The following is an 18,243-nucleotide window of genomic DNA, read 5'->3' as shown; positions in this document are numbered from 1 at the left end:
CGCACCGGATCCGCTCACGCGCCGGGACGCGAACCCGCTCACGCGAACCCGCTCACGCGAACCCGCTCACGCGAACCCGCTCACGCGAACCCGCTCACGCGGCGGGCGCGTCCGCGGTCTCCTGGTCCGGCGGCCACAGCTCGTGCCAGCGCTGGTCCGCCTCCAACTGCGCGGCCAGCGACAGCAGAAGGGGTTCACTGTTCGCCGGGCCGAGCACCTGCGCGCCCACCGGCAGCCCGCCGGCCACGAACCCCGCCGGGACGCTGACCCCGGGCCAGCCCAGCACGTTCCACGGCCAGGCGTACGGGCAGGCGGCGATCATCGCGCGGTCGGTGGCCAGGCCGCCGAGGTTCAGCATCGAGCCGATGCGCGGCGGGGGAGCGGCCGTCGTGGGCGCGAGGATCACGTCGTACGACTCGAAGAACCCGCCGATACGGCGGTGCAGGACTGCCTCGGCCCGCCGCGCGGCACGCAGCGGGGGCCCGCCCAGCAGCCTGCCGAGCCGCGCGGCGTCCCGGGTGCGCCGGTCGAGGAGGTCGGGGAAGGGCACGTCGCGGACGCGCTCGGCGATCCCTGCGGTCGCGCGGGGGAGGAAGGCCAGGCCGATCTGGCCGTACGGCGGGTGGGCCTCCTCGACGGTGTGCCCCAACCGGCCGAGTCTCTCGGCGAGTTCGACGACCCGGGCCCGCACCTCCGGCAGGAGCCGTGCGGGCAGGGCGGTGAACGGCGGCTTCAGGGAGAGCGCGATACGCAGCCGTCCGGGGTCGCGGCCCACCGCCTCGGACATGTTCAGGGCGGGCGGCCGGTGCGGGTCCTGTGCGTGGTTGCCGCTGGCCGCGTCGAGGAGCAGGGCGGCGTCGGCGACCGTGCGGGCGAGGGGGCCGTTGACGGTGATGCCCTGGAAGGACTCGCCGAGCGGCCAGGTGGAGATGCGCCCGCGCTGTGGCTTGATGCCGATCAGATGGGTCCAGGAGGCCGGGATCCGCACCGAACCGGCGCCGTCCGAACCGAGCGCGGCGGGCACCAGGCCGGCGGCGACCGCGGCCGCGGAACCGCCGGACGAGCCGCCCGGGGTGTGCTCCGGGTGCCAGGGGTTGCGGGTCGCGCCGAAGGACGGCCCCTCGGTGAACGGCCACTGCCCCAGTTCGCAGGTGTTGGTCTTGCCGACGATCACGGCCCCGGCCGCGCGCAGCCGCCGTACCGCCTCACCGTCCTCGGCGACGGGCGGGAACTCGCCCGGACATCCGAACGCGGTAGGTTCCCCGGCCACGTCCATGTCGTCCTTGACGGCCACCGGCACTCCGAGCAGCGGCCGGCGCCCACCGGAGGCCAGTTCCCGGTCGGCCGCGTCCGCCTCCGCGAGCGCGGCCTCGGCCCGTACGATCCGAAAGGCGTTCAGCGATCCCTGGCTCGCCCCGATCCGGGCCAGGGCCTCGGTCACCATGGCCCGGGACGTCACCTCCCCGGCGGCCAGCGCACGGGCGGACTCCGCGAGGCCTGCGGCACGGTCGAGCGTCATGGGGGACACCTCCGAAGCACATTGTCTACCGAACGGTAACGTCCGCGGGGCGCTGACGGAACGCCCCTGGCCTGACAGCCGCTTCCCGGACTTCACACAGGCCTCACCTGGTCGCGTCCAAAGCATTGACGGCCCTACACCTCGCCCTTACCTTCTGACCGACTTTCCGAACTTTGTTCGGCATGTCGTACATCCCTGTCGGAGGGAGAGCCGCACATGACCACCACACGTCCCCCCACGCCGTCCCGACGCACCCTGCTGCGCGCGATGGCCGCCCTGCCCGCCACCGCACTCGTGCTCGGCGAAGTGCCCGGCCTGCTCGGCACGGCCGTGGCCGCCGCACCGCCGAGCGGCTCGGCCACCCGCTACACGATCGTGCCGTTCCTCAACAGCGACGACGGCACGGTGAACGTCTACACGTCGGACGACGCGACCGACTTCCGCCTGGTCCAGGCATCCGCCTACACGCCGCCCAGCAACCGCATCCGTGACGCGAGCATCTTCAAGCACACAAACGGTTACTACTACATCACCTACACCACACACACCTGGCAGGACACCAGCACCACCATCGGCTTCGCCCGCAGCTCGGACCGCGTCAACTGGACCTTCCTGTACGACTACACGGTCCCGATCGCCAACCTCTCCCGCGCCTGGGCGCCGGAGTGGTTCGTCGACAGCGACGGCAGCGTGAACGTGATCGTCTCCTGCTCGACGGCCGACGACGAGTGGATCTTCACGCCTTACCTGCTGAGGGCCACCAACTCCGCTCTCACGGCATGGAGTTCACCGGTGGCCCTGTCGGGCATCGGCGCCAACCACATCGACACGTTCATCGTGAGGATCGGCTCGACCTACCACGCCTTCACGAAGAACGAGACGACGAAGTACATCGAGTACGGCACCGCGTCGAGCCTCACCGGCCCCTACACCATCAGCCGGACCGGCAACTGGGCAGGCTGGGGCAGCTATCGCGAGGGCCCGGCGCTGGTGCAACTCGACAACGGCGGCTGGCGCCTCTTCTTCGACGGCTACGGCGACGGCACGTACTACTGCAGCGACAGCTACGACACCTTCGCCAGCTGGTCCGCGCCGGCCGCACTCCCCGCCGTATCCGGAACGGCCCGCCACTTCACGGTGATCAAGGAGACGGTCTCCGGCGGCCCCACCCTGGCCAAGGGCGTCACCCGCTCCTTCCAGTCCGCCAACTACCCCACCCGCTACTGGCAGACCCAGTCCTCCCTGCTCAACCTCCCCGTGGTCAGCGGCTCCAGCACGACCGCGGAGAAGCAGGCCGCCACCTTCTCGGTCGTCGCCGGCCTGGCCGACGCGAACGGCTACTCCTTCCGCGACGCGTCCGGCAACTACCTGCGCCACTACGACTTCCGCGCCCGCTTCGACGCCGGTGACGGCACGACCACCTTCGCCCAGGACGCCACCTTCGTCGCCCGCACCGGCACCAGCAGCGGCGCCCTGCGCTTCGAGTCGTACAACTACCCGGGCCACTACCTGCGCCACTACGGCTACCAGCTCCGCGTGGAACGCACGGACGGCACGGATCTCTTCCGGAGCGACAGCTCCTTCGTACCGGTGACGGCTTGGGGCTGACCTGACGCGGCTCCGCCGTCAGGCGGCCGACGGCACCGCGCCGAGCTGCTGGAGCAGCCCCAGCAGATCGTCCATGACCCATTCCCTGGCGACCTTGCCGTCGGAGAAGGTGTACATGCCGATGCCGTTCACTTCGATGGTCCTCCCGGTGGGAGCGATCCCCATGAACTCGCCGGTGTGAGTTCCGCGGCTGATGAAGCGGCCGACGACCCGACCGCCCTCCATGTCGAGCAGCTCCTCGATCGAGACCTCAAGGTCGGGGAACCCCGCGAGGAACAGTTCGAGCAGCTGCCCGACCGCCTGGGGACCCCGCGCGTCCTCCATCCCTCCCGCGCCCGTAGCTGACGACGCTGTCGTCCGCGAGGACATCGGCGAGCCGGGCCGTGTCCCTGCGATTGAGGACCGTTGCCCGACGACATGCCGAGCGGGCGGGAAGAGGCGCGCTCCTGCGACGCCCGGGTCCGCCGGCCCGAGGACGTCGCCGGGGCGGTCGCCTATCTGGTCTCCCGGGACGGCCAGTCACCAGGAGATCGACTAAATCGGAATACATGCGCCAGTTCTTTGGTTGACTTGTGCAAGCAGAGAGAGGTTGTGACCATGGAAATCGGCGCGTTCACGTTCGTCGACGTAGGCATCGGTGGCGGCGTGAGTCCGGCCCAGCGGATTCCGGAACTGCTGGAGGAGATCGCCCTCGCCGACGAGGTCGGGCTGGATGTGTTCGGACTCGGGGAGCACCACCGGCCCGGGTTCGGCGTGCCGGCACCGGCGGTCCTGCTCGGGGCCGCCGCGGCCCGGACGTCACGGATCCGGCTCACCAGCGCGGTGACGGTGCTCGGCTCGGACGATCCTGTGCGGGTGTTCGAGCAGTTCACGGCCGTGGACCTGGCCTCCCGAGGGCGGGCGGAGATCATGGTGGGCCGAGGAGCGCTGCTCGACTCGTTCCGCCTGTTCGGGCATGACGCGGGCGACTACGACGCCCTCTTCGACGAGAAGCTGCGCCTGCTGCTGGACCTGCGTGAGCCGGAGCCGGTCACCTTCTCGGGGCGGTTCCGGCCGCCGTTGCACAATGAACTGATCCTGCCGCGGCCGGTGCAGGACCGGCTTCCGGTGTGGGTGGGGGTCGGCGGCAGCCCGAACTCCGTCGTCCGCGCCGCGTCCCTCGGCCTGCCGCTGGCCCTCGGCACGATCGGCGGCACGGCCACCCATTTCGCGCCCATGGCCGAGCTCTACCGCGAGGCCCTGGCGCACTACGAACAGCCGGCCCAGCCGATGGCCGTCACCCTGCACGGCTTCGTCGCCGACACCTCCCAGAAGGCCGGCGACATCTACTTCCCCGCCGACGCCGCCCTGTTCAACACGATCGGCGCCGAGCGCGGCGTGCCCCCGCTCGGTGTGGCCGACATCGCGGCCAAGAACGGTCCGGGAAGCATGTACGCGGTGGGCTCGCCCGCTCAGGTCGCGGAGAAGCTGCTCCACCAGCACGAGGTGCTGGGCCACCAGCGGGCCATGGTGCAACTCGCCGTCGGCACCGTGGGGCACCGTGACGTGATGCGTGCCATCGAACTGCTGGGCACCGAGGTCGCTCCCGTCGTCCGTGCGGAGGCCGTCCGCCGCGAGAGCGCCGAGGCCGTCGGGTGAGCGGGGCTGCCATGAGTTCCTGCCCGAGGCCTCCGGACGAGAAGAGAAAGGTGGTTCGATGAACGTGTTCGATCACCCGCAGAACCGGCTCGTCGTCGACGTGTGGAGCGATGTCATGTGCCCGTTCTGCTACATCGGCGACACCGTGTTCGCGCAGGCCGTGGAGAAGTTCACCCACCGCTCCGATGTGGAGATCCGTTACCACAGCTTCCAGTTGATGCCGCACCTGCCCGCCGACCACGCCGTCGACCTCGACGAACTCCTGGAGAAGGAGCGCGGCTTTCCCAGGGCCCAGGCGCGGGCGATGAACGCCCAGGTCGCCGCCCGGGCCGCCCAGATCGGGCTGGACTTCCACATGGACGACGCGATCGCGACCAACACCCGGGCCGCCCACCGGCTGATCCACTTCGCCCGGAGCCAGGGCCGCCAGCACGACATGGTCCAGCGGCTGTTCCGCGCCTACTTCACCGACGGGCTCAACGTCGGCGACCACGACGTCCTCGCCGGCCTGGCCGCCGAGACCGGCCTCGACAAGGACGCCGCACGCGAGGCGCTCCACCGTGGCGCGTTCGGCGCCGACTTCGAAGCCGACGTACGACAGGCCCGGGAACTCGGCATCAGCGGCGTGCCGTTCTTCGTCTTCGACGCCAAGTACGCCGTGTCCGGCGCTCAGCCGATCGAGACGTTCCTGACGGCGCTGGAGACCGCGTGGACGGGTAAGTTCGCCGCGTCCGAGAGTCCAGCCGGCCTCTGAGCGACGACGCACCGAGGCGTTCCGCCGGCTCTGTCGACGCCCTCATCGCCGAGCGCGTCGACAGAGCCGACATCGCATGGACAGGCGGGCTTTGGGTGGTCGCATCGCCGTCGGCTACCGGCACTGTCGGCGTCCAGGCCGTGGTCGGGTGGAAGACCGGCGGGTACGGATGTACGTCGACCAGGCTGGTGCACGGGCCGTGGGCGCACGACGTGTGTCCTCGCTCGACGGCGATCGACCAAGGGGGGAGGCGGGCCTCACCCAAGATGAGCCGATGTTTTCGCGGGTGCATCTGACGGTCGGCTTCCCTGCCCGTCAGGCGACGCCGGAACTCCTCGCGCGCGTTCCGCGGACGGATTCGGCGGAACGCGGGCGCGCGGATTCACCAGCGCCGCCAGGCCCGTTCATCACCCCGGGACCAGCCGGCGTGTTGTCACTCTGCGGCGGGGGCTGCGGACAACTTCTGGAGGAATGCCTGGAAGTCGAGGTCCACCCAGTGCTCCACGATCTGACCGTCCTCGACCCGGTCGACGGCGGTCGCGGACAGGAAGGCGACGTTCCCCGAGGCCGGAATGCCGGCGAACTCACCGGTCTGCGTCCCGCCGAGAGTGAAGCGGGTGGCGACCTTGCGCCCCTCGGCGATCTGGTCCAGCACGACCATGGAGAGGTCGTCGAAGGCGACGACCATCGTCTTGTCGAAGGCGAGCCAGTCCGCGATCGTGAAGGCGTCGTCCATCGCGTGCGTGACCGCATCCGGGGCGATGTACCTCGCGAAGCTCGCGTCCAGATCCCTCTGGTTGTAGCTCTCGTAGAACGCCCGGGCGACACTCTTGGGAGACCCGGTCGAGGACGTGGAGCCTTGCGAGGGGGCCGTGTCCGCGTGCGCGGCGCCGGCTGCGGCGACCCCGGCGATCGAGGCGGCACCGAGGCCGGCACCGGTGCCGAAGAGCGATCTACGACTGATCATGATGTGCTCCTGATGACGGAATCAACTGACGCACCCGCGTCCATTACCGTAGCGCACGAAGGTCTTGAGCGGTTCCCGCTCGTGGAATGTGATGCGTCGGCCGACTCGCTTCTCCCCATGGACGTGCCCCAGAGCCGCCCTGCGGGCGGACGACGGGAATCCGGCCAGGAATCCGGCCAGGGTCCTGGTGCCGTCGGCGTCCGGACGGTGCCACCAGGCCGGCCAGCCGCCTCGAACCGGCGGCCGGCGGCTGCCGCGCGGCCGGTCCGTGCCACGCCCCCCTTGAGGTCAGGAGGGCACGGCGTGCTGATCGCCGTCATGCAGGCGCAGCAGGGCCCGGTAGGTCTCGGTCATGGACGGCGGTGCGGGCAGGGGGCCGGCGCCCGGCGCGGCGAAGGCCTGCAACAGGTAGGCGACGAGCCGGGCGGAGAACTTCTCCGCGATGTCGCCGGTGGCCGCCACGATGCCCGCGTGCGACACGAGCAGCAGGATCATGTCCTCGGGCACGAAGTCCTCGCGCAGGGTTCCGGCGGCCTGGGCGCGGGCGATCATCATGCTGATCTTCTCGTAGGCGCGGCGGCGGTCCTTCTCGATCCGCATGGAGCTGGGGAAGGTCATCGTCAGGACCTCGGTGAAGCCTCGGTCGCCGAGTTGCATGCAGGCCAGGCGTCCCACGAACGTGGTGAAGCCGTGCCAGGGGTCCGGGTCCGCCAGGGCCTCCTCGGCCGCGTCGGCGTAGAAGACGACCTTGTCCTTGAACACCTCGGCCACGAGATCGGCCTTCGAGGGGAACCGGCGACGCAGGGTAGGCTCCCCCACTTTGGCGTGCCGGGCGACCTGGCGCATCGACACGTCCAGCCCTTGGTCGGCGAAGATCTCCCGGGCCGCATCGAGGATGCGACGCCGGTTCCGCTCGGCATCCGCCCGCAACTGCCGGTCCACTCCCGCATCACCCATGCACTGATCGTACCGAGTCAGAACTGGGGTGATTGCGCCAACTAGAGCCGGTGTCGGTCACGCGAGGGCCGGGCAAAGGTACCCGCGCCGCCACCGGGACCTGCCTCCGGCCGGCCGCGCGAGCGTGCTCAACGGCCGTGGCCAGGGTCGGGTGGTGGGCCATGTTCGTCGGGTAATGGGCCACGTTCACGGTGCCATCGTCGAGCCGGCACCGCCACCGACGAACGGGAGAGATTCACTGAATCGTTGCGCGCTCTCCACTTATGGGTCAGCGCCCCGCAAGAGCTCAACCAGCATCGATGTCGACACAAGCCCCCCGTCACTACGGACCTTGCCGGCATAACTGGAATTACTGCGCCAGTTAGCGAGGTTATAGCCGATGGCAACCGGCGCACCACATGCGTCGCTCATTCCCCTGACCAAAGGAGTCGGTCATGTCCGACCTCACCGCAGCCACGTCGACCACGAGCGAGGCGCTGCACCGTTTCGCCGATGAGTACCTCCGTCTCGCCAACGCCCACGACGTGGACGGCCTGGTAGCCCTGCATGCGCCGAGCTTCGTCATGCACGGACCGGAGGGCGAGGCAGGGATCGCGGAGTACCGGGCGCTCATCAGTGGGTTCTTCGCCGCGTTCCCCGACGCCGCGCTCACCTCCGTTCACCTCCTCACCGAAGGCGACCGACTGGTCCTGCACTTCGAGAGTCCGCAGCCCGGCCGTCCGTACCCGCTCCAGCGGGCGCTGCCCGCCGAACTGGCGGCCCCTGTGGTCCGTCTCCACCAGGCCGACGACGTCCAGGTGACGTGTGGCGTCGGAGTGGCACGGCTCCTCGGTTCCGGCCGGGTCGACAAAGTCGAACTCAGCGACGGCCGGGTACTCGACGCCGACCTCGTCGTCGTGGGGGTCGGAGCGGTGCCGCCACCGGGTGGCTCGCCGACTCCGGTCTGTACGTCGAGGACGGCATCCTCACCGACGCCACCCTGCGTACCTCCGCCCCCGGGGTCTACGCCGTGGGCGACGTGGCCCGCCGGCCACGGAGCGGAACCGGGGAGACCGTCCGGGTCGAACACTGGACCAATGCCCGCGAACAGGCGATACTTGCAGCACACAACCTCCTCGACCCCGAGACCGCGGAACCGTACGCCGGGGTTCCCTATGTGTGGTCGGACCAGTTCGGCGAACGCCTCCAACTGGCCGGAACGGCACACGCGCCGGACATCCACTTCCTCAGCGGAGGCTCCGGCGAAGGTTCGTATCTGGCCCTGCGCGGCGATGGCGAGAAGGTCGTCGGCGCGGTCGGGTTCGGCTGCGACCGCCGTCGGTTCAACCAGGCCCGGCGCCTGGTCACCGCACACACCTCCTGGGACGAGGCTGTCGGCCGGGACGGGTGACCGCACACCCGTCCACCGAGAAAGGCGATCCATGGTCACTAGCACCGCTTCAGCAGTTCCGGTCGCACGGGACGACTCCCGTGAGGAGCTGCTGCGCACGCTCCACAGTGTCGAGAAACGCGTGCTGTGGCTCTCGACCGCAATCATCGACCACGCGAACCGGGTACGGCCCAACCCGACCGGGTTGAAGGTCGGCGGCCATCAGGCGTCGAGCGCGTCGATGGCCTCCATCATGACCGCGCTGTACTTCCACGAACTCACCCAAAACGATCGGGTGTCGGTCAAACCGCACGCATCCCCCGTCCTGCACGCCATCAACTACCTGCTCGGCGAGCTGGACCGGGAGTACCTCACACAGTTGCGGTCCTTCGGTGGCCTGCAGAGTTACCCGAGCCGTTCGAAGGACCCGGATCCGGTCGACTACTCCACCGGATCGGTGGGCATAGGGGCGACGGCACCCGTCTGGGGTGCCATAGCCCGGCGCTATGTCGACGGCCGGTTCGGCGGCGCGGGCAGCGGTCGCCAGTACTCGCTGCTGGGGGACGCGGAGCTGGACGAGGGGGCCATCTGGGAGGCCGTGCAGGATCCCATGGTGGCGGGCCTCGGTGAGATCGTGTGGGTCGTCGACCTCAACCGCCAGTCACTGGACCGGGTGGTGCCCGGGGCGGCGGCGGAACGCCTGCGCGGCATGTTCGCCGCGGCCGGCTGGCAGGTGCTCACCCTCAAGTACGGCCACCTTCTTGAGGAGTTGTTCGCCCGGCCCGGAGGCGCAGAGCTGCGACTGCGCCTCGACACCATGGAGAACCCCGAATACCAGCGGCTGCTGCGTTGTACCCCCGAGCAGCTGCGCGAACGGCTGCCCGGTGCCGGGACCTCGTCGGCGGCCATCGCCGGGCTGGTCTCCCAGCTGGACGACGACACCCTGCACAGCGCGGTGCGCAACCTCGGCGGCCATGACCTCGGTGCCCTGCTGGGGGCGTACGAGGAGATCGACGACACCCGCCCGACGGTGATCTTCGCGTACACCGTGAAGGGCCGCGGTCTGTCGACCGAGGGCCACCCGCAGAACCACTCCTCTCTTCTGACCGGCGATCAAGTGGCGGAGCTGGCGGCCCGCGTCGGCGTGGACCCCGCCGACCCCTGGGCGGGCTTCACCGAGGGCAGCCCGGAGGCGGACCTGTGCGCGGCGGCGGCGGAGCGACTGCGTCGGCCGCAGCAGGCCCCGCTGCCGCCCGCCCAGGTCCCCGCCGACCTCGGCAGGCCCGCCCCCGGCGGCACCGGCAACACCCAACAGGCGCTCGGCCGGGTGCTGCTGGACCTGACGCGCAAGGCTCCGGAGGTCGCCGGCAGGATCGTCACGGTCAGCCCCGACGTCAGTTCGTCCACGAACCTGGGCGGCTGGCTGAACAAGGTGGGTGTCTGGTCGCCGACCGAGCGCACCAACTGGTTCGCCGACGATGCAGAGACGATCCTGCACTGGCGTGAGAAACCTTCCGGCCAGCATGTGGAGCTGGGCATCGCCGAGACGAACCTGGTCGGGCTGCTCGGCGAGCTGGGCGCCACCTGGAGCCGTTGGCAGCAGCCGCTGCTGCCGATCGGCGTGGTCTACGACCCGTTCGTCAACCGGGCCCTGGAGCCCTGGTCGTTCGGCGTCTACGCGGGCGGCCAGTCCATCCTGGTCGGCACACCCTCGGGCGTCACCCTCGCCTCGGAGGGCGGCGCGCACCAGTCGATCACCACGCCGTCGCTGGGGATCGAGCAGCCGGATTGCGTGACCTACGAGCCGGCGTTCGGTATCGACACGGAATGGTGTCTGCTCCAGGCGCTGGGCAACCTCGGTAGACCGGACGGCAGTTCGGCCTATCTGCGGCTGTCCACCCGGCCGGTGGACCAGAGCCTTGCCGGCGTACCCACCGACCCGGCCGCACGGGAGCGGCGGCGCCGCCAGACGGTCGCCGGGGCCTACCCCCTGCGCCGCGCCGACGCTCCCGTGGTCACCATCGCCGTGGTGGGCGCCCTGGTCACCGAGGCCCTGGCCGCGGCCGACCGCCTCGCGGCCCTCGGCCGGCCGGCCGACGTGGTGTGCGTCACCAGCCCCGACCTCCTCTTCCGGGCCCTGCAGGCCCGGCGGGGCCAGGAGGACGCCCCCACCTGGATCCTCGACCAGGCCTTCCCGGCCGAGCGCGCCACTCCCCTCGTCACGCTGCTCGACGGCCATCCGCACACCCTGGCCTTCCTGGGCACGGTGAACAACGTTCCGGTCACCACGCTCGGCGTGAGCCGGTTCGGCCAGTCGGGAGCGCTGGACGACGTGTACCGGTACCACCGGATCGACGCCGACAGCGTGGTCGGAGCCGCCCTCGACCTCGTCGACTGAGCCGCCGCAGTACCAGCCCGGTCCAACGGACAACCGCCGGCCGAACCCTGTCCTGCCCGACAGTCGGCCGGCGGTTCCATGTCCGCACACACCTCAACCGGGCACCCACGCCGCGCACCCACGCCGCCACCATGTTGCATTATGTGTGCGAAGAATTATTGACGCCGACGTCACACCCAACGCCGACGGCTGAGCAGTCGCGGCGGGCCCGCGTACCGGTTCATCGCTGCCGTAGTGCGTGACCACGTCGGCGTGCAGTACGTCCCCGAGCGCGTCGTATCCTCCGCAGCTGATGAGTTCGATGTACCGGCACGCCAGGTTTCCTGGTTCCATCCGCGCACTCCTGGAATTGACTTCAGTGTTCATAGTTTGTCAGTAACGTCAGTCGCGGGGAGGGGGTGCTGTTCTGCTCGCTAACATCAAGGCCATGACGGAACGATCGAGGAAGGCCACCTCCGGCGCCGAGCCGGAGAGCAAGGGCACCTCAAGAGCCAGGAGCACCACGGGACGCCGATCCTCGAAGCAGGCCGCCGACAGCCCCACCCGGCAGACGGCCCGCCGAGAACTCGTGGAGAACGAGATCTGCGAGCAGGCGTCCCGGCTGTTCGCGGAGAAGGGCTTCGCGGGGACGAACCTGCAGGACATCGCCGAGGCCATGGGCATCACCCGGCCCGCGCTCTACTACTACGTGAAGAGCAAGGACGAGCTCCTCGCCAGGCTCGTGACACAGATCTCGGAGGCACCTTCCGCGGAGATCGAGGCGCTGGGCAACGACGAGACCCTCGACCCGGCCACACGGCTGCGCAAGATCGCTCACCTCATCGCCTTGCAACGAGCCCGCCAGCCCGCCAGGTTCCAGCTCCTCCTCCGCTCCCAGGCCGATCTGCCGCCGGCCGTCGCCAAGGCGAACAGGCTCGCGCAACGCGCCACCCTGACCTGCCTCGTCCATGTGATGGAGGCGGGCATCCTCCAGGGACAGTTCCGGCCCGTGGACACCCGGACAACAGCGCTCGCGGTGGCGGGCATGTGCAACTGGGTGGCCTGGTGGCACCACCCGGGCGACTCCCACATCACGGACACGGAGGTCGCGGATCAGGTGTCCGATCTGGCAGTGGCGATGGTGATCCGATCGGAAGAGCGGACCCCCGCGGTCTCCGGGCCGAGGGCCGCGCTGGCTCTGCTCCGGCAGGACCTGGACTACTTGGAGCGAATCATCGACGCCTGACACCACAGCCACCACGCGTGGCCTCCGGCCTTCCGGACCAGACCCGATCGACGGACCGGCGCCGGCTGCCTTCGCGCACTGGCGCCGCAGCCGTCGGTGCGGGCACCGCGCCCGCCTGTTCCGCGGTGGTGTCGCGGCGTCAGTCCTGGGCAAGCAGGACGAGCTTCCCGAAGACGCCTCCGGCTGCCAGCCGCTCGAAGGCGGTACGGGCCTGATCGGCGGGTACGTGGTGTCGATCAGCGGGCTCCGCGGGGTTTCCCGACCGCCGCCCCGACGACCACCACGGTGCCGCCCGCCCGCAGAGAGCGCAGCGAGTGGTTCATGGTCGCGCGGCCCACGCTCTCCAGCACCGTGTCCACCCGTCGCGGCAACCGGCCGCCGGGCGGCAGGGCCGCGTCGGCCCCGAACTCGCCGACGCGGGCCCGGTTCTCCTCGCTCCGGCTGGTCACGTACACATCGAGCCCGGCGAGCTTGCCCAGGATCAAGGCGGCGGTCGCGAACCCGCCCCCCCCGCGCCCTGGATCAGTACGGCGTCGCCCTTCTTCAGCCCCGCCTGACTGAACAGCGCCCGATAGGCCGTCAGATACGCCGTCGGCAGACAGGCGGCCTCCGCGAAGCTCAGCCGCTGCGGCTTGTCCAGCACGTTCTGCTCGGGTACGGCGACGAACTCGGCGAACGTACCGTCGTATTTCCCGGGACGGGTCGGTCCGATGTGCCGCTCGGGCGACACCGACGTACAAAATTACGCCGCCTGACTCTAGTGTCAAATATTCGACGAATGATAGGTTCCTTGGTGTGGAGTAAGTAAGGAGCGCCCCCATGTGCCACAGCGACATCCCACCGAAGCAGCCGACGCCGGACGCCGCACGCCGGGAGGTGGAGATCGCCCTGCCCACCGGCGAGACGATGCCCGCGCTGCACTTCGCCACGGACGCGGGCACGCCTCCGGTACTGATCATCGCCGACATGCTCGGCGTCAGCCCGTTCTACGAGCACCTCGCCGCCCTGGTCGCCGAGGCGGGCTTCCAGGCCCTGGTGCCCGATGTCTTCTTCCGTCAGGGCCCCCTGGCCGAACCCGGCAGCGAGGCCGCCGTCGCCCGCCGTGCCAAGCTCGACGAGCGCCAGAGCGTCGAGGACATGCGCGCCGCGGTCGGCTGGCTCAGCGAGCGCTCCGGGGGTGCGGCGGTGGGCGCGATCGGGTTCTGCATGGGCGGCACGTTCGCGCTCGACCTGGCGTCGACGCAGGGCCGTCTCGTGACGGTCGCCTACTACGGCTTCCCCGAACCGCCCGCCTGGGTGGTGGCTCCGCCCGAGCGGCCGATCGACCTCGTCGACTCCCTGAGCGGGCCCGTGCTCGCGTTCTGGGGCGAACTCGACGAGACGGTGGGCCTGGCCGCCGTGCGGCGCTACGCCGAGCGAGCCGCAGCCGCCAACCCCCGCTACGCACACGAGATCCTCCCCGGACTCGGCCACGGCTTCCTCGGTACGTCCGACCTCGCCGATCCCACCGACACCGGCGGCGCGACATGGGCACGGACCATCGCCCACCTCCGTGCGCATCTCGGCGTGCGGCAGAGCGGCCGCGAGCAGCGCCGTTGAAGAAGCCGAAGAAGTTGAAGAAGCCGGAGAAGACGCGGTCACTTCGGAGTCTTCAACTGGCGGAGCATCGTGGCCAGTTCCTCGACCAGCCGCACCTCCAACGGCGAAGTCCTCGGCTGTGACGTCCAGTTAGGAGAGCCGGGAGAACGGCCGTGTGGGCCGGCCGGGTGCCCGGAAGCCGAAGCGGCGACGTATGCCGGTGTCTGGGAAAAGATGCGTGTTCTGTGACTCTGTGGTGATCTGGGTTGTGGAGGGGGTGACCCCAGAGGAGATGGTGATATGCCTTCCACTGACAAGGCGTTCGAGGACATCACGGGCGTCCGGAGCGTCGACATCGAGGCGGCACTCGACCCTGCCGAGCCCGATGGTGTCTACCGCGACAGCCGTGAGTGCGCCGCGTTGGCGCTGCTTTCCGCCGACACCAAGCTGCTGTTGTCCCCGCCGACCCCTCGCCCCAAGAAGGGCTGAGCGGATCGACGGGAGCAGCTGAATGGAGCAGTCAGGCGCTACGACCCTCTTGCAGGGCGCGGTGCAGGACGTTGCGTCGGACGTGGTCTCCGCCCTGCGGGGCGGGGACCACGTGCGAGTGTCCGGCGCAGAGGCCGTGGACGGCCCTGGGGGAAGTCTCGCGCTCGCGGCGGTACGCGTGTTGGGAGCGGACCTGCTCCTGCCGCACGTCCTTTTCCGCACCCCGCCCGCCCCCGAGACGCTCACCGTGTTCCGGGAGACCGTGGAGGCGTTCCCGCCTCGCGCGGACGCGGCTCCCGCCGTCATGTGGAGCCACTGGGCCATGCGTCGCACGCTACGGCGGCTCGACCCGTCGCAGGCCGGCTCACCCGGCGGGGACGCGTTCGCGGAACCCGACGCCCGCTGGCTCGACGAGGCGACCTGGCAGGTGCTGACGCATCAACTCGCGGTCCTGGCCCCGCTGGCGGTGCCCGGCGAGGACTGCGCGGTGGCCCGCGTGGCCCGGCGCCGCACGGTCGACGTGGCCCGGGGCTTCGTACGGGCCGTGCGCCGCAGGGACTGGCCGCAGGCAGCCGGTGCCGGGCGCTGGCTGACCCTGCTCGACGGCGTACCGGACGCACTCGGTCTTCAGACGGGGCTGGACTTCGTGGAACTGATGGGCGGCACCGATCCCCGTGTGGCCCTGCAGGCACAGGCGGCACGCGTCGTTCGGGCGGCCGGAGCCCTCGTATGACCGCGATCGGCGTCGGCGAGCTCCGGGAAGTGGCGGCCGGCGCCTTCGCGTGGCTGTCCGCGCACCGCGGCGAGTTCACGCTGGGGGAGGACGCGCTCACCGCGGACGGCCACGTGGACGCCACCTGGAAGCCGCTCGGGGAACTGGCCCAGACCTGCGCGAGCGTATGCTCGCGGATCCCGCCGCCGGATCCGCTGCACGCGTGCGCGTCGGACCTGTTGCGGTTCGCGTGGCAGCAGACCGGCAGGGGCGAGCTGTTCCTCCGGCTCCAGGCGCTGGAGCCCTTCGCGACATACCCCCTGGAGGTCTACTCCGTCTTCGCCGCGGCCGGGCTGCGGCACCCCGGGTACGAGGCCGCAGCCGCCACGACCGCCCGCACCCGGGGCTGGCGGCTGACCGAGCAGGAACCGACCCGCAGGCTCGGCGTCCTGAAGGCCGAGCGCCGCAGCGGCATCAACCGGCCGGAGCAGGAGACGCAGGCGCTGCGCCGCACCTGGCTGGGCGGGCTGCCGGAACCGTGGACGTTCGAGCGCTCCTCGGGGTACGCGCTCACCCACGTCGTCTTCCACCTCACCGACTGGGGCCGCAGCCCTGAGGGCGTCCCCGCGGACTTGGCCGCCTATCTCGCCGACTGGCTGCCGCCCTGGCTCGACACCTGCCTGGACGCCGGGATGTGGGACCTGAGCTGCGAACTGCTGATCGTCGCCGCGAGCCTTCCGGCCCCGCCCGACCCCGTGACCCTTCAGGACGCCTGGGCGAGGATCGCGCGGGCGCAGCACGCCTCGGGCGCGCTGGCGGAGCAGGGCCCGCGGGGCGACGTGGGAGCGGACCCGGAGCCGGAGCCGGACTTCCGCCGCTGCTACCACTCCACCTTGATGGCCGCGTTCGCGGCGGCACAGACCCTCACGTGCCTCACGGACCAGGGCGGCATGCACCACCGGTACGGGGAACAAGGAGTGCCCGGATGACCGACACCCGTCTGATACACACCGTCGGCGTCCGCGCCCTGGAGTGGCTGTGGGCCCATCGCGACGGATTCCGCCTGGAGCCCGACGTCGACCCGGAAGTGGGCTTTCTGGAGCGCTTCAAACCGGTCGGCGAACTGGCCCTGATCTGCCGGGTGCTGTTCCGCGAGGGCGTGGCCGGATCGCAGCAGGCCGAGCTGGCACGCCGGCTCGTGGACCACACATGGCGGCACACGCTGGACGGCGGTCGCATGCTGGTACGCGGCCAGCGCATCGAACCGCTCTCGCCCATCCCGTTCGAGGTGTACCTCCCGTACAAGGAACTCGGGTACAGCGAACCCGAGGTGGAGCGTGCCACGGTCCTCTACCACCGGCTCAGCAGCTGGACGGCGCTGGAGCTGGACCCGACCCGCCGACTCGGACTGGCCGCGTTCCAGCGCCGCTTCGGCCTCATGCCCAGCCCGCCCGAAGCGGACCTCGTCGGCGCCACCTGGCTGGCCCGTACGCCCGAGCCCTGGACGGTCAGCGGGCACATCGCCTACGACATCACCCACGCGGTGTTCCACCTCACCGACTGGGGAGAGCGCCCCGACGGCCTGCCGCCGGACATCGCCGACTACCTCGCCATGTGGCTGCCGGTCTGGATCGACGACTGGCTGGACCTCAAGCGCTGGGACCTGCTCGGCGAACTCCTCGTCGTCGACGCCTGTCTGCCCCGGCCCACCCTGGACGAACGGGCCTGGGAGGGCTTCGCCGCCGCCCAGCAGCCCGACGGTGCCATGCCCGCCTTCGGGACGATGCCCGAGGGCGACCCTGACGAGGTGTTCGACATGGTCTACCACCCGACGCTGGTCGCCGCCTTCGCGTCCGTACTGGCCACCTCCCGCGCCCTCTCCGAGCTGGCGCACGCCACCCCATGACCGGCAGGTCCACGCCCTGGCCGGGCGGCGCCGAGGACATCGACCAGGACGGTACGGGCGGCCCCCTCGGCAGCGACGACACGTTGCGGGAGCGGCTGGAGAGCGCCGTCCACGCCGTCGACGCGCCCGACGCCGTCTTCGCCGTCTCCCGGTCCGGTCACCGCACCCTGCACTGCGGCGGCACGGCCCCGTCCCCGCCGGTCCCCCGGGAAGATCTGCGTTACGAGATCGGGTCGGCGTCCAAGGCGTTCACCGGACTGCTGCTGGCCCAGCTCATCCAGCGCGGCCTGCTGTCCGGGGGCGAGCCGGCCGCCGCCTGCCTGGACCCGGCCCGGCGGACCGGCCCGGCCCCGGTGACGCTCGCGCACCTCATCACGCACACCGCCGGACTGCCCGCCCTGCCGGCCGACTTCTATGTGCGGGCGGTTCGCGCCTGGCGCACCAACCCCTACGGCCGCTACCCCGCCGAGCGGGTGACCGAGGCCTTCCTGCGACACCGTCCCCGGCACCGTCCCGGCACGCGGTGGGAGTACTCCAACTTCGGCGTCGCCGTGCTCGGCCACGCCCTCTGCGCGGTCACCGGCACGGCGTGGGACGAACTGCTCGGCGCACACGTACTGCGTCCGCTCGGCCTGAGCGGCACCGCCCTGCGGCCGGAGGACCCGAAGACCGACGCTCTCGGCCACGGCAAGGACGGCCGCACGCGCGCCCGCGCCTTCGACGCGGGCGGCTTCCAAGCGGCGGGTGCCGTCCGCGCCACCCCGCACGACCTGCTGGCCTTCCTCGAAGCCCATCTCGACCCGGCCGGCTCCCCGCTGGCCGGCGCACTGCGGGCCGTGCGGACGCCCGTGCTCCGCCGTGGGCTGGGACACCGGCATGTGCACACGATGGCGTGGTTCCGGCACCCCACGAACGGCGGGCCGATGTACTTCCACAGCGGGGCGACCCTCGGCCAGCAGGCATTTCTCGGCTTCAGGCCCGACACGGGCACGGCCCTCGTCGCGCTGTGCACCCGCCGGTTCCGTGCCCGTGACTCCTTCGTCGCCACCGCGTACGCGCTCCTCGCGGAGCAGTAGCAGGCGATACGGGGAGCGGGCGGTGCGAGGGCGTCGCCCCCGCACCC

16 protein-coding genes and 2 pseudogenes are annotated in these 18,243 nt (G+C 70.8%); 13 read left to right on the top strand and 5 right to left on the bottom strand.

Annotated features, from left to right (window positions below; genetic code table 11):
• Positions 1–94: 94 nt before the first annotated feature.
• Positions 95–1,519, bottom strand: coding sequence for an amidase (locus GFH49_RS03520; RefSeq protein ID WP_155054250.1), 1,425 nt, complete (start codon positions 1,517–1,519; stop codon positions 95–97).
• A gap of 216 nt (positions 1,520–1,735) precedes the next feature.
• Between GFH49_RS03520 and GFH49_RS03515 the strand changes: the two genes are divergently transcribed.
• Positions 1,736–3,127, top strand: a complete 1,392-nt coding sequence (locus tag GFH49_RS03515; RefSeq protein ID WP_155054249.1) for a glycoside hydrolase family 43 protein — start codon at positions 1,736–1,738, stop codon at positions 3,125–3,127.
• 18 nt (positions 3,128–3,145) lie between these two features.
• Here the strand turns inward: GFH49_RS03515 and GFH49_RS03510 are convergent, their stop codons facing one another.
• Positions 3,146–3,451, bottom strand: coding sequence for an ester cyclase (locus GFH49_RS03510; protein WP_196217834.1), 306 nt, complete (start codon positions 3,449–3,451; stop codon positions 3,146–3,148).
• Between the two features lie 273 nt (positions 3,452–3,724).
• Here GFH49_RS03510 and GFH49_RS03505 point away from each other — a divergent pair, with 273 nt between their 5' ends.
• Positions 3,725–4,765 carry an LLM class flavin-dependent oxidoreductase gene (locus GFH49_RS03505; protein WP_155054314.1) on the top strand — a complete coding sequence of 347 codons (1,041 nt, stop codon included), beginning with the start codon at positions 3,725–3,727 and terminating at the stop codon, positions 4,763–4,765.
• 58 nt (positions 4,766–4,823) lie between these two features.
• Complete coding sequence (locus GFH49_RS03500) at positions 4,824–5,519, top strand: DsbA family oxidoreductase (RefSeq protein ID WP_155054247.1); 696 nt, start codon at positions 4,824–4,826, stop codon at positions 5,517–5,519.
• 433 nt (positions 5,520–5,952) lie between these two features.
• On the opposite strand, the gene GFH49_RS03495 is transcribed toward GFH49_RS03500, so the two are convergent.
• Positions 5,953–6,486, bottom strand: a complete 534-nt coding sequence (locus GFH49_RS03495; protein WP_155054246.1) for an ester cyclase — start codon at positions 6,484–6,486, stop codon at positions 5,953–5,955.
• A gap of 288 nt (positions 6,487–6,774) precedes the next feature.
• Positions 6,775–7,443, bottom strand: coding sequence for a TetR/AcrR family transcriptional regulator (locus tag GFH49_RS03490; RefSeq protein ID WP_155054245.1), 669 nt, complete (start codon positions 7,441–7,443; stop codon positions 6,775–6,777).
• Positions 7,444–7,877: 434 nt separating this feature from the next.
• Between GFH49_RS03490 and GFH49_RS41365 the strand changes: the two are divergent.
• The 4 genes and pseudogenes from GFH49_RS41365 to GFH49_RS03480 all read left to right on the top strand — a co-directional run.
• Positions 7,878–8,162, top strand: a pseudogene (locus GFH49_RS41365) (nuclear transport factor 2 family protein); the annotation flags it as partial.
• 83 nt (positions 8,163–8,245) lie between these two features.
• Positions 8,246–8,833, top strand: coding sequence for an oxidoreductase C-terminal domain-containing protein (locus tag GFH49_RS39820; RefSeq protein WP_230396138.1), 588 nt, complete (start codon positions 8,246–8,248; stop codon positions 8,831–8,833).
• A gap of 31 nt (positions 8,834–8,864) precedes the next feature.
• Complete coding sequence (locus GFH49_RS03485; protein ID WP_230396137.1) at positions 8,865–11,210, top strand: thiamine pyrophosphate-binding protein; 2,346 nt, start codon at positions 8,865–8,867, stop codon at positions 11,208–11,210.
• Between the two features lie 427 nt (positions 11,211–11,637).
• Positions 11,638–12,435 carry a TetR-type transcription factor C-terminal domain-containing protein gene (locus tag GFH49_RS03480; RefSeq protein ID WP_230396136.1) on the top strand — a complete coding sequence of 266 codons (798 nt, stop codon included), beginning with the start codon at positions 11,638–11,640 and terminating at the stop codon, positions 12,433–12,435.
• A 257-nt stretch (positions 12,436–12,692) separates the two neighbouring features.
• Here GFH49_RS03480 and GFH49_RS41360 read toward each other — a convergent pair.
• A pseudogene (locus GFH49_RS41360) lies at positions 12,693–13,123 on the bottom strand (zinc-binding dehydrogenase); the annotation flags it as partial.
• 131 nt (positions 13,124–13,254) lie between these two features.
• Here GFH49_RS41360 and GFH49_RS03470 point away from each other — a divergent pair.
• From GFH49_RS03470 to GFH49_RS03445, 6 genes are all read left to right on the top strand, one after another.
• Positions 13,255–14,034 (top strand): dienelactone hydrolase family protein, encoded by a 780-nt coding sequence (locus GFH49_RS03470; RefSeq protein ID WP_155054243.1) that lies wholly within the window; start codon positions 13,255–13,257, stop codon positions 14,032–14,034.
• Between the two features lie 279 nt (positions 14,035–14,313).
• A complete protein-coding gene (locus GFH49_RS03465) occupies positions 14,314–14,502 on the top strand; it encodes a hypothetical protein (protein WP_155054242.1) in 189 nt (62 codons plus the stop codon).
• A 22-nt stretch (positions 14,503–14,524) separates the two neighbouring features.
• The gene (locus GFH49_RS03460; RefSeq protein ID WP_155054241.1) at positions 14,525–15,235 is read left to right on the top strand and encodes a hypothetical protein; all 711 of its coding nucleotides are present in this window, start codon (positions 14,525–14,527) and stop codon (positions 15,233–15,235) included.
• The gene (locus tag GFH49_RS03455; RefSeq protein WP_155054240.1) at positions 15,232–16,203 is read left to right on the top strand and encodes a DUF6895 family protein; all 972 of its coding nucleotides are present in this window, start codon (positions 15,232–15,234) and stop codon (positions 16,201–16,203) included. Before GFH49_RS03460 ends, GFH49_RS03455 begins: the two co-directional genes overlap by 4 nt.
• Positions 16,200–17,120, top strand: a complete 921-nt coding sequence (locus tag GFH49_RS03450) for a DUF6895 family protein (RefSeq protein WP_155054239.1) — start codon at positions 16,200–16,202, stop codon at positions 17,118–17,120. The genes GFH49_RS03455 and GFH49_RS03450 overlap by 4 nt, the downstream gene beginning before the upstream one ends.
• Positions 17,117–18,196: a serine hydrolase domain-containing protein gene (locus GFH49_RS03445; protein WP_155054238.1), complete on the top strand. Its 1,080-nt coding sequence runs from the start codon at positions 17,117–17,119 to the stop codon at positions 18,194–18,196. Before GFH49_RS03450 ends, GFH49_RS03445 begins: the two co-directional genes overlap by 4 nt.
• Positions 18,197–18,243: the final 47 nt, after the last annotated feature.

The sequence above is a fragment of the Streptomyces blattellae genome (assembly GCF_009709555.1).
Lineage (GTDB): Bacteria > Actinomycetota > Actinomycetes > Streptomycetales > Streptomycetaceae > Streptomyces > Streptomyces blattellae.
Note: the sequence above shows the minus strand (reverse complement) of the source record. Positions and strands in the feature narration are given on the sequence as shown.